Source organism: Nostoc sp., from assembly GCF_036916655.1.
Classification (GTDB): domain Bacteria; phylum Cyanobacteriota; class Cyanobacteriia; order Cyanobacteriales; family Nostocaceae; genus Nostoc.
In genome coordinates, this window is the sequence record NZ_JBALFY010000093.1 from 76,116 (window position 1) to 88,122 (window position 12,007).

Below are 12,007 nucleotides of genomic sequence, written 5' to 3' on the forward strand. Positions count from 1 at the left end.
TATCAGCACACCTCAAAAAGGGTATGGAATTTAACGAGTCAAGGTTAAAGGGTTTGCCTACGTTCCCAGTCTCCGACTTGGAATGCTCATCGTTGAGGCTCCGCCTCACTTGCTGGCGGCACCACCAGGAACAGCATTTCTAGCCTCCGGCTGGAAACGAGGTTTTAAAGGAGTTGCGGAACGTCAAATTATTTCACTAAATCTTTTACCTTGTTGATAATACTCACTGGATCAATGCCTTGGTGCAAAAATTGTTCCCATAAACCGCCGCAACCTTCTTTATGAGTACCAAGATAAGCATACTTGGGAGTAAACCCACGCTCTAATAGCCAGCTACCGAAACGGCTACCCAATCCGGTTCGACGGTTAAAGGATTCCACAACCAGTACAAAAGGAGCATTACCGATTTTCACCATCATCTCTTCGTCAATAACGTTTAGGGTTGGTTTATTGATTAAACCTACGTCTAACCCTTCTTGCTGAAGACGCCCAACAGCATCGAGGGCACGATATAGAGCTTCACCAAAGCTGATGATGTAGCCTTGGGTTCCTTCTCGAATTACCTCATCTTTGCCAGGGACAAATTTATAGTCGCTACCAAAAAAGTCATGACCGTTTTTGTCAAGAATGTTAGGTACTTTAGAACGGGTAGAAAAAATAAACCGCAGTCCCGGATTAAAGAATACAGCTTCTACACAAGCTTTCATTTGATTAGCATCAGATGGAAAGTAAAGACGTGTTTCATAGCCGTCATCTAAACCATTGTCAGCGAACATATTGTTCAAACCGAAGTGGCAGGTATTATCTGCCATATCATCGATACCTGCATGAGAAAAGTGACAAAGTACATTGGAGTAGTTCAACCGCGCCATCGTAATCTCTGAGATACACATTTCCAAGAAGGCGCTAAAGGTTGCGAAAATACCTTGTTTTCCTGCCTCCATCCCAAATCCGGCAGCAGCAGAAAAGTTAGCGCGTTCCATGATGCCAGAGGAGATAAAAATTTCCGGGTAGGCATCGTGAATCTTCTTCAGACCACAAGAGCCTTCAAGATCGCTATCGATGACTCTAACTTTTTGCTTGCGTTCTGCTTCACTGATGCGACTTAAGACAGCAACTACCGCATCACCGAACACATTGCGGTTAGCATCCCATTTATTACTACTAGAACCAAGAAAAGTGTAGGTTTGTTTTGGTTTTTGAATACTTTTGAGGTATTCGACAGCAGCAGTTTGGTGGCGTAATTCTAGATATTGAATTGCTAACTCTACGGAAATCACATCATGACCGTGAGTAGAACCTTCTAACCCTTTAATACCAGGACACATGGGGCGTTTATTGATGATGGCAACTGGCCCAGGAGTTGTTACAGCTTCGCAAATCCGACGGTATAAGTCGTCTAAGTCTTCTCCATCTCCTTCGAGTATCTTCAATCCATGCCCTTCTAAGGTTTTGGCGACAGTAAAGCCGGGTAAATATTTTGAAGGATGTCCGGCGATTGTCACGTCATTATCATCAATGATTAGCTTTACATTAAGATATTGAGCGACAGCCAAGCGCGCAGCTTCCGCGTCATTACCTTCTTGCTGGGAACCATCAGAACCAAGACAAAAAACGATCTTACCTGGATTGGCGATCGCTACGCCATTGACGTAGGGCCATATATGTCCTAGTCGTCCAGAGCTAAATTTTACACCAGGAGTTAGCCCTAATTCTGGGTGTCCTGGTAAGCCGGAGTGGGCTTCACGATAGTGTAGAAGTTGCTCGCTTGGTAAGTCACCGTGCAAGGCTGCCATCAAATACTGAGTTGCAACTCGATGTCCAGCTTCATCAAAGAAAATCGGCACAAATTGATCCGATGCTGCCCGAAACAAGGCATCAAGTATGACCACCTCTGGTACTGTGTCATAAGGCCCTCCAGTGTGACCACCCACCCCTCTAGCCGCTCCGGTGGCTGTAAAAAAGACGATCGCATCACGGCAGAGTTGAATATTTGTTTTTAGGCTCTCTCGTTCCTCCACTGTAAGAGTTGTCTTCGCTGGGTTAAGAACCACAGGCTTGTAAGCACTCAAATCAATAGGAAATTGAATCTTCGTAACAGTCACGTCGCTTCGCTCCGAATTCAAAAGTCAAAAGTCAAAATTAATGATCCCCAGAAATAAATTTAGGGGCTTGTATCATGAGTCGTTTTCGGTCATTGAAAATGCAGCTAAGATTGTTAAATCTCGCTTGCGTGAATATGCTTGAATTTATTTAAAGACAATCAGAAATATGCAGAAACCTGCATGTATATGAGTATAAACTCACAAACGTGCAATTTCAAGATCAAATATGCAACTTCAGGAAAATCAACTATGCTAACTGCGGAGCGCCGACAATTCATCTTGGAAATTCTGCGTCGTGACAAGAAGGTACTATCCTCAGAACTCAGCGCTGTTCTAAAGGTTTCTGAGGATACAATTCGTCGGGATCTGCGAGAACTAGCTGAATCTGGTCTTTTGCAGCGTGTTCATGGGGGGGCACTTCTGGTTTCTCCAGCTGTTGCTAGTTACGCCGATCGCCAAAAGCAAGCACCGAAAGAAAAAGAAGCGATCGCTCGTGCAGCTGCCAAATTAGTTTGTACAGGGCAGGTGGTGATTTTAGATGGAGGCACAACAACACTCCAAGTAGCCCGTCATTTGCCCTTGGATTTGCAAGCGACAATTGTCACCAATAGCCCTCCCATTGCGATCGCCTTGGCAGAACATCCTCATATTGAAGTTGTCATGTTGGGTGGAAAACTCTACAAAAAAGCCTTGGTAAATGTTGGTGCTACAACAGTTGAGGCATTACGAATGATTCGTGCAGATTTGTGCATGTTGGGGGTGTGTAGTCTACATCCAGAATTTGGGATTAGTGTAGCGAATTTGGATGAAGCCCATGTCAAACGAGCGATGATTGCTGGAGCTGCGGAAGTAGTTGGATTAGCCACAGAGGAGAAGTTAGACACTGCTGCACCTTATGTTGTGCAGTCGATTCATGCACTAACTTATCTTGTAACTGCACCGACTGTATCCGATCGGCTGCTAACTTCTTACAAAGCTTTAGGTTTGACGATCATTCGTGATGAATCGGCTTGAGGGGGTAGGGGGCAGAGGGGCAGAGGGGCAGGGGAGAAAGAAGAAGTTTAAGGTATTGCGTTCGGATATTTAGAAATTCTCCTCTGCACCCCTGCACCCTTGCCCCTCTGCAATCTTTACACTGCTTACTCTCCAACTTAACTTAGTGTCATTTTGTCCAGATACTTTGGTCGGTGATGGAACGCACTTCGATTTGTGTAGGCAAGATTTGGTCTTTGTAGGAACGATCGGCCACGGTTTGTAGTGCGCGGATATCGTTATCGCTTACTGGGCGCAGTTCTCGTGCGGAGCGCTGGGTAATGGATTTTGAGGTATTTAGTGGCAAGCGCGACAGTTTCGCGTAAACCTGAGCATAGCCATCTGGATTCACGATCGCCCAGTCGCTAGCTTTGTTCAGCCGCTTTAAAAAATCAGCGATCGCCGCCCGCTTACCAGGATCGGCTAAAGCCTTGTCGCTTGCGGTAATTAACGATAATCCACTATTGATGCCCTGACCGTCACGCAGCACCCGCCCGCCATTTTGTTGCGCCACATAAAAGTAGGGATCGAAGGTCGCCCACACTTCGATACTCTTGGATGAGAAGGCCGCAGATGCATCAGTTGGTAGCACAAATTTGACCGTTACATCACTGCGTTTCAGACCAACCTCTTCAAGGGCACCATAAAGCTGGTACTGCGAGACACTGCCCCGCGCTGAGGATACTACTACAGTCTTACCCTTCAGGTCAGCCACGCCTTTGATGGGAGAATCGGCATGAACGATGATGCCAAGTCCTTCGCCCTTGCCAACCCTAGTTGCAAGGATCTTAAGCGGCGTTTTACCTACGGCTGCGGCCAGAACAGGAAGATCGCCGGCGGGCGCGGTATCGACTGCACCCACACGCAGCGCTTCAAATAAAGGTGCAGCACCCTGGAAGCTTGCCCATTTATATTTATACGGCACACCTTCAAGTGCATTGGCAGCTTCCACAAGCGCCCGCGTACCACCAACTTGATCGCCTAGCACGACGGTAACTTGTGAAAGATCAACATTATTTGTCGCTTTTTGCGAACTGGCTAGCTGCCCACATCCATAGAGTCCTAGCAAGGGGAGAAATGCAACCGACAGGATGAGTACCTTATTAATATGGTTGAATCGCATCATGTGTAAGTGGAGAGTGGGGAAAAGATCAATTTCATGCTTGGCGGTGTACAAAGTTCATTGGGACTATTTTCTGCGTCGTTAAGATTCCTGTTTTGTATGCTGCCCCCAAGGTTCACGAGCGAAGATCCGGCGTACCATCGGCTCAAAGAAAGTCAGGGGAAGAGTATCATAGTTTGGATCAAATGATTCTTGATCCCACTTATGGCAGAATTCAGCAGTGGGGTCAAAGTAAGGATGACCTCGGAACTTTTCTCTAGCATGGCGATCGCGTCCTGTATGATGCCAGAAATAATAGCCTTGGAAAATCCCATGATGTTCAATTATCCAATGGGTAGATGGACTCACATAAGGTTTGAGGATGGTTGCTGCTAGCTCTGCGTGATTTACAGGTGCTAATAAATCACCAATATCATGCAGCAATGCAGCCACCACAACTTCTTCTTCTGCCTCATCCCGAAAAGCGCGTGTTGCCGTTTGTAGCGAATGCTGATAGCGATCGATCAAATTTCCTGGATAACTCTCTTGTAAGGCAACTAAAAGTGTTAGGGCGCGATCGGCAACCTGATTTAACAAAGGCTTAGAGTGTTCCCGTAACAAAAGATAATCCTCTTTTGTTCCGTCTGCCATTCGTGTATAAGTGGCAATAGGTCTTTTTGTAGATGAGTCTGACATTACATACTCCCGATGTAAATCTTAAAATTCTCTGTTTATTCTTTCAATACCTTCGCAAATTTACAAGTATTGGCATCTCATCCCTATTCCCTACTACTGGCGTGGCAAGGCTCAAATGTTGCAAAAAAATTGTAGGTTGGGGAGCCACAGTGCCCTTGCTGGTTCCCCGCGTTGTAGCAAGTGGCGTTGGAGGCTTTGCCAAAGCCAACATCCTGGTATGTGTTGGGTTACGCTCCGCTCCACCCAACCTACGTCTAATGCACTATTCAGCTTGCCACACCACTACGCTGGGTACTGATGCCCAATGATGGGATGAGTTTGATAAGGCTCTTCAAGAAACTTGCGCTCTTCATCAGAAAGTTTCAAATCTACAGCCTCAACTGCATCTTTGAGATGTTCTATCTTGCTTGCACCAACAATTGGAGATGTCACACCTGGTTGATGTAATACCCAAGCCAAAGCAATTTGTGTTGGTTTCACACCGCGTTTTTGCGCTAATTCGACGACGCGATCGACTACTTGAAAATCAGAATCTCGATAGTAGCGACTATGACCCAATTCGTCGGTTTTTGCTCTTATTGTCTCACCATAGCCTTCCTTAGTGCGATTCCCAGCCAAAAAACCTCGCGCTAAAGGACTCCAAGGAATAATCCCAATTCCTTGGTCTAAAGACAGAGGTATTATTTCTCTTTCTTCTTCTCGATAAACCAAGTTGTAATGGTTTTGGATAGAGACAAAGCGAGTCCAGCCGTGTTTGTCAGCAGTATAAAGAGCTTTAACAAACTGCCATGCATAAACACTTGAGATTCCCAAGTAGCGAACTTTACCTGATTTGACTACATCATGGAGTGCTTCTAAGGTTTCTTCAATTGGTGTTTCATAGTCCCAACGGTGAATCTGATACAAATCTACGTAATCTGTTTGTAGCCGCCGTAAGGAAGCGTCAATGCTATCAAAAATATGTTTTCGAGATAGTCCTCGGTCATTGGGGCCATCACCGACTTTATTGTAGACTTTGGTAGCAATGACAACTTGATCTCTTTTCGCAAAGTCTTTCAATGCCCGACCCAAGATTTCTTCGCTTACACCCAATGAGTATGTGTCAGCAGTGTCAAAGAAATTAATTCCCAATTCCAAAGCCAGTTTAACAAATGGGCGACTTTCTTCTTCTTCTAATACCCATTCATGCCATTTGCGAGAGCCAAAGGTCATAGCACCTAAAGCTAGGCGCGATACTTTCAGTCCAGTTTTGCCGAGATTTACGTATGTCATAATTTTTTAGGGATTAAGTATGGGGTATTTCTCACAAGGAGAGAAGGGATTGAACTTGGCAGATTGAACTCTCCCAAAGCGCGAACCTCATGGGCGAAGTAATAAGTAATAAGTAATAAGTAATAAGTAAGATTCATTACTCATTACTCATTACTTACTTGAGATGTGGTGAGAAATTCGGGAGTCGTCACCAGTCTCCAGTCCCGACTACGCTGGGTACTGATGCCCAATGATGGGATGAGGTTGATAAAGCTCTTCTAGAAATTTGCGCTCTTCATCAGAAAGTTTCAAATCCACAGCTTCAACTGCTTCTTTAAAATGCTCTATCTTAGTTGCCCCAACTATTGGGGCTGTAAGTCCTGGTTGATGCAATAGCCAAGCTAGGGCAATTTGCGCTGGTTTGACACCGCGTTTTTGAGCCAACTCAGCGACGCGAGCAACTATTTGAAAATCTGACTCTTGATACTGGCGGTTTCCCTCTGAATCTTCGACTTTTGACCGTACTGTTTGACCGCCTTCTTTAGTACGATTTCCCGCCAAAAAGCCTCGTGCTAGGGGACTCCAGGGAATAATCCCAATGCCTTGATCTAGAGATAGAGGTATAATTTCGCGTTCTTCTTCGCGGTAAACCAAGTTGTAGTGATTTTGGATTGATACAAAGCGACTCCAACCGTGTATGTCAGCCGTGTAAAGAGCTTTAGCAAATTGCCAAGCATAAACACTAGAGATTCCCAAATAACGCACTTTACCTGATTTAACTACGTCATCAAGTGCTTCTAGAGTTTCCTCAATTGGTGTTTCATAATCCCAACGGTGAATCTGGTACAAATCTACGTAATCTGTTTGTAGCCGCCGCAAGGAAGCATCTATGCCATCAAAAATATGTTTGCGAGATAGTCCTCGGTCATTAGGGCCTTCACCAGCTTTACCGAAGACTTTTGTCGCAATGACAACTTGATCTCTTTTGGCAAAGTCTTTAAGTGCCCGTCCTAAAATTTCTTCACTGATGCCTTGTGAATAAACATCAGCTGTATCAAAGAAGTTAATTCCCAATTCCAAAGCCAGTTTGATAAAGGGGCGGCTTTCTTCTTCTTCTAATGTCCATTCTCGTAGTTTACGAGAACCAAAGCTCATAGTACCAAGGGCAATACGTGATACTTTTAATCCACTTTTTCCGAGATTTACGTATGTCATAAGTTTTTAGGGGTTGGGGATTGGGGATTGGGTACTGGGTACTGGGGATTGGGTACTGGGTACTGGGGATTGGGTATTAATTAGTTATTTCTTCTCCTGCTCTTCTTTCCCTGTCGCCAGTCACCAGTCCCCAATCCCTACTATGCTGGGTACTGGTGTCCTAAGATGGGATGTGGTGTGTAAGGTTCTTCGAGGAATTTACGCTCTTCATCGGAAAGCTGCAAATCTACAGCCTCAACTGCTTCTTTGAGATGCTCTATTTTGCTAGCACCAACTATCGGAGCGGTTACGCCTGGTTGATGCAATAGCCAAGCTAGGGCAATTTGTGTTGGTTTCACGCCGCGTTTTTGCGCTAATTCGACGACGCGATCGACTATTTGAAAATCTGAATCTTGATAGTAGAGATTGTGGGCGAATTCGTCGGTTTTTGCCCGCACGGTTTGACCATAGTCTTGTTTAGTACGATTTCCAGCGAGGAAACCACGCGCTAAGGGACTCCAAGGAATAATCCCAATTCCTTGATCTAGAGATAAAGGTATGATCTCTCTCTCTTCTTCTCGATAAACTAAGTTGTAGTGATTTTGGATAGAAACAAAGCGACTCCAACCGTGTATGTCAGCCGTGTAAAGGGCTTTGGCAAACTGCCATGCGTAAACACTTGAGATTCCTAAGTAACGAACTTTACCTGATTTGACTACATCATGGAGTGCTTCTAAGGTTTCTTCAATTGGTGTCTCGTAGTCCCAACGGTGAATTTGATACAAATCGACGTAATCTGTTTGTAAGCGCCGTAATGAGGCATCAATGCCATCAAAAATATGCTTACGAGATAGCCCGCGATCGTTGGGGCTATCACCGATTTTATTGTAAACTTTGGTAGCAATAACTACTTGATCCCTTTTAGCAAAGTCTTTGAGCGCCCGTCCCAGAATTTCTTCACTGGCACCTAATGAATAAACATCGGCGGTGTCAAAGAAGTTAATGCCCAATTCCAAAGCTAGTTTAATAAAGGGGCGACTTTCTTCTTCTTCTAATACCCATTCGCGCCATTTCCGAGAACCATAAGTCATAGTACCCAGAGTCAAGCGTGATACTTTTAATCCACTTTTTCCGAGATTTACGTAGGTTGTCATACTGTTTGCTCTACTTTTTGATAACGTTGTGATAGTTCTAATGCAACTTGAGCAGCTTGATGTGCTTCGTCAGTGCGTCCTAGCTGGCTGTAGGTATTAGCTAATTCCCGTTGAATCACGGGAATGTTGCTACGGGCGGCATTGCGCTTTTCTAGTACATTCAAGGTTTTGTGATATTGCCGATCGCGAATCAGTGCGTCAATATAAATTTGCTCAAATAAATCTCGTTGAGCATGAGATCCACCTGTGGAATATAAATTGGGTAATACTGGCTCTAATTCAGCGATCGCATTTTCCCAATTCCCACGAGCATGAGCAATCATCCCCCTGGCGGCTGGTACTCCTACCTCTATCCAAGTTGGCCGTGCATAGGGTAAGACATTCTCTCCATGAGTTTGCATACTCTCTAACATCTCTGCCGCCCAGTCATCTTTACCGCCCCGTACCAATGCATAGATATATTGCAAATCCAAAAAGGCGAGGGTCTGTTCGTGGATTCGTGGTTGCAGGTAAGCAGCAAGTTCTTGCCAACGGGAACCAACATCTACACCGCGTAACTCTAGCCGTAACAACAAGGCGATCGCGTTAATCTGTTCGCGTCCATTGTCTTTTTTGGCACGTCCCCAGATGCGCGTGTCATATATCTCTAGTACTTTGGCAAAATTTTCAATATCCAAGTAGTAAAGGGATGTATGCCACCAAAGATGTCCATAAAAAGCCGAGCTACCATATTCCCAAGTATCGCTAAGACTTTCCATTAAACTAATTCCTTCTTCTAAGCGTCCTTGAGTTTCTAATACATGAGCAACGGCGTGATGTGCCCAACGGTTATCTCGTTTCAGAGCGATCGCTTGTCGCCCATATTCTTCTGCTTCTGCTAAACGATGGCACTCTTCTAGCCCAAAGGCCAGCATCCCGTACATATAAGGGTTGTCACGATTGGCGGCGAAAACAATTTCTGCAATCAGTAGCATTCCCTGACTGTTACCAGAATTTCGATAATGGTATTGAGCCAGATGAACCGAGGCTAAATCGCGGGGAAAGGCAATGGCAATCGCTTCATGGTGAGCGATCGCTTGAGCAATGTCTCGGTTTGCCCATGCTTCAATTGCCGCAACATAAAGTTTTTCGCGATCGTTCGCTCTTTTTAGGTGAGATTTCGCCAGATCGAGATAGTATTTGGCCTTGGTTAAGGCAACACCACCAGCAAATAGATAAAAGGCGGCGACTTGAGCGTTGGCGATCGCACAAGTCGGATCTGCTTCAATTGCTTTGAGAATCACTTGGGCATCGTTACCAACACCCAATAATTGATCCACAAAGCCATTGATGGCATCTACCGCTGCTAATGAGTCGGTAGTAATTTCGAGTTCAGAGGCATCTTTTACCATTGATTTTCCCAGAGCATTGCACAGCGACAAGCATGACTTTGCAAAAGCTAGGCTATAAACTACTGTATCTCAATAGAGTTACTGGGGTTAATAATTGGGATTATTTTTTTTCAGAAGTTGAAAAAGAGGCAAGGGAGTGGGGAGGAAAGAGGGAGAGGGAGCAGGGAGAGGGGGGCAGGGGAAGTTCTTCCTTTTATCTCCAAGGATTGTGCCCCAATTGCTCTTTCTTCCCCTTAACCCTGCCTCTTTGTTGACTCTGTGACAAATTTCGGGTCTACTGACGCGAATTGCGATCGCTCACCGTCTCAGTATAATTCGCAATGCCGATCGCATCTATGTGCTTGAAGCGGGGCGAGTGCAGCAAGGGAGATTTGAACAATTGGCGCATCAGGAGGGGATCTTTGCTAAGTTGATAACAATTTTCTTGCTAATCATCTTGACAAATCCTATTTGAAATGGAATAAATCAGCCCTACCTTAAAAAATGGGCTTTAGAAGTTCCCCCCTTTTTAAGAGGGGTAGGGGGGATCTAGGTTTCAGGCTTCAGTGCGTAAATCCAAAATCTAAAATTCTACAGTTGCCGCACTAACGGCTGACCATCTTTGACTTCGCCAACTAAAACTAAATCGACACAGTTAACGAAGATACCATTTTCCAGAACGCCGGGAATGTTATTCAATGTCTTTTCGAGTCCGGCTGGATCTTCAATAGAGTCAAATCTGACATCTAAGACAAAGTTCCCTTGATCTGTAATCACTGGGCCAGCTTTTTTTACACCCATACGGAGTTCTGGTTTGCCACCGAGTTTTTTGATGGCGTTGGTGACAGGAGTAATTGCCATTGGAATCACTTCCACCGGCACAGCAAAACTAGAACCTAAACGGTCTACTAACTTACCACTATCTACCACGACGATGAACTGTTCAGCTAGGTAGTCTACGACTTTTTCGCGGGTATGTGCTGCACCACCGCCTTTAATCAAATTTTTCTGCGGATCGACTTCATCTGCCCCATCAATGGCAATATCGATGCGATCAACAGCATCTAAGGTGGCGAGAGGGATGCTGTACTGCTTTGCCAGCACTTCTGACTGAAACGAGGTAGGTATACCAATGATATCTTTGAGTTCGCCAGACTTGAGGCGATCGCCCAAAAACTGAATCGTATATGCTGTAGTTGACCCCGTACCTAACCCCACAATGGAACCCGACTTTACCAGGGCGGCGGCGGCTTTGCCAACTTCTTGCTTCATCAACGTTACGGGATCTGTTGTTGTCATTCCCAAAATTCCTGAAAAACTGACTATAGTCCATAGTAGTTGGCCGATAACGCCAAAAGGTGAAAGAGAAAAAACAAGTTTTTGCTGATTTCTACTTCCTTTATTAAGAACTTACAAAAAACAAAACATCCTAGTACTGCAAAGCGGAATTAAAAATTAAAAATGAATAGAGTGTAAGCGTTTTATTGATTTGAAATGGGTGGTTTATTTACGCCGTGTTGTACTAATGTCCGGAACAGAGGAGATAAACAATGTAAATATATTGTATATTAATATACTAATAATAATGAAAAAGCCCCATCACACTGATTCTAATTTTGAGCAATTTTTCGCTGAGATTGCCCCGGAAGTAGCAAATACCTTCACAGTGGAGCAATTAGAAGCCATAAAAAAGGGTTTTAGCTCTCGTCTTTGGACTCGTCATTCTTTAGACATAAGAGTTTCAGTGCCAATTCCCGGATTAAGGTTTTATCTGGTGTTGCTAGCAGGTTCAGAACGTCGTTCTAAAGTGCGTTTACGCTCTGAAAAAGGTTTATATCCTTTTTGGACTCCTACCAATATCTTGTTCATCATCGGATTTTTAATCGTTTTATCGGCTTGTAGCTACACGATATTTTCTTTTGTATTGTCTTCGTTTACTCCTATATCTAGCCGATATTACCCTACTTCAATTCCTTGGATTTACGATAAATCAGAATGTGAACACACCAGTAGAATCTGGCGTGATGGAAAGTGCTGGGATTATGAACACAGTCCTAATTTTTAAAGCCACGTAGCTACGCAACATTGACCAGTCGAAATTCG

General features: G+C 44.5%; 11 protein-coding genes. 3 read left to right on the forward strand and 8 right to left on the reverse strand.

The window, feature by feature from the left end:
• Positions 1–188: 188 nt before the first annotated feature.
• On the reverse strand, positions 189–2,105 hold the full coding sequence (locus V7L31_RS24465) for a transketolase C-terminal domain-containing protein (RefSeq protein ID WP_334698666.1): 1,917 nt from the start codon (positions 2,103–2,105) through the stop codon (positions 189–191).
• A 249-nt stretch (positions 2,106–2,354) separates the two neighbouring features.
• Here V7L31_RS24465 and V7L31_RS24470 point away from each other — a divergent pair, with 249 nt between their 5' ends.
• Positions 2,355–3,119, forward strand: a complete 765-nt coding sequence (locus V7L31_RS24470; RefSeq protein ID WP_334698667.1) for a DeoR/GlpR family DNA-binding transcription regulator — start codon at positions 2,355–2,357, stop codon at positions 3,117–3,119.
• A 148-nt stretch (positions 3,120–3,267) separates the two neighbouring features.
• On the opposite strand, the gene V7L31_RS24475 is transcribed toward V7L31_RS24470, so the two are convergent.
• Complete coding sequence (locus V7L31_RS24475) at positions 3,268–4,314, reverse strand: ABC transporter substrate-binding protein (protein ID WP_334698668.1); 1,047 nt, start codon at positions 4,312–4,314, stop codon at positions 3,268–3,270.
• Between the two features lie 27 nt (positions 4,315–4,341).
• Positions 4,342–4,935 (reverse strand): HD domain-containing protein, encoded by a 594-nt coding sequence (locus V7L31_RS24480; RefSeq protein ID WP_334698669.1) that lies wholly within the window; start codon positions 4,933–4,935, stop codon positions 4,342–4,344.
• On the opposite strand from V7L31_RS24480, the gene V7L31_RS24485 reads away from it, so the two are divergent.
• Positions 4,923–5,243, forward strand: coding sequence for a hypothetical protein (locus tag V7L31_RS24485; RefSeq protein WP_334698670.1), 321 nt, complete (start codon positions 4,923–4,925; stop codon positions 5,241–5,243). The two genes, V7L31_RS24480 and V7L31_RS24485, sit on opposite strands and share 13 nt — an antisense overlap.
• Here the strand turns inward: V7L31_RS24485 and V7L31_RS24490 are convergent.
• The 5 genes from V7L31_RS24490 to rpiA form a co-directional block, all read right to left on the reverse strand.
• Complete coding sequence (locus V7L31_RS24490) at positions 5,218–6,207, reverse strand: aldo/keto reductase (protein WP_334698671.1); 990 nt, start codon at positions 6,205–6,207, stop codon at positions 5,218–5,220. The genes V7L31_RS24485 and V7L31_RS24490 overlap by 26 nt on opposite strands.
• Positions 6,208–6,414: 207 nt before the next feature.
• A complete protein-coding gene (locus V7L31_RS24495; RefSeq protein ID WP_334698672.1) occupies positions 6,415–7,401 on the reverse strand; it encodes an aldo/keto reductase in 987 nt (328 codons plus the stop codon).
• 140 nt (positions 7,402–7,541) lie between these two features.
• Entirely contained in the window at positions 7,542–8,534 is a 993-nt protein-coding gene (locus tag V7L31_RS24500) for an aldo/keto reductase (protein ID WP_334698673.1), read from the reverse strand.
• Positions 8,531–9,925, reverse strand: coding sequence for a tetratricopeptide repeat protein (locus tag V7L31_RS24505; protein ID WP_334698674.1), 1,395 nt, complete (start codon positions 9,923–9,925; stop codon positions 8,531–8,533). The genes V7L31_RS24500 and V7L31_RS24505 overlap by 4 nt, the downstream gene beginning before the upstream one ends.
• A 570-nt stretch (positions 9,926–10,495) precedes the next feature.
• Positions 10,496–11,203, reverse strand: a complete 708-nt coding sequence (gene rpiA, locus V7L31_RS24510) for a ribose-5-phosphate isomerase RpiA (protein WP_334698675.1) — start codon at positions 11,201–11,203, stop codon at positions 10,496–10,498.
• 286 nt (positions 11,204–11,489) lie between these two features.
• On the opposite strand from rpiA, the gene V7L31_RS24515 reads away from it, so the two are divergent.
• On the forward strand, positions 11,490–11,969 hold the full coding sequence (locus tag V7L31_RS24515) for a hypothetical protein (protein ID WP_334698676.1): 480 nt from the start codon (positions 11,490–11,492) through the stop codon (positions 11,967–11,969).
• The last annotated feature ends 38 nt before the right edge of the window (positions 11,970–12,007 follow it).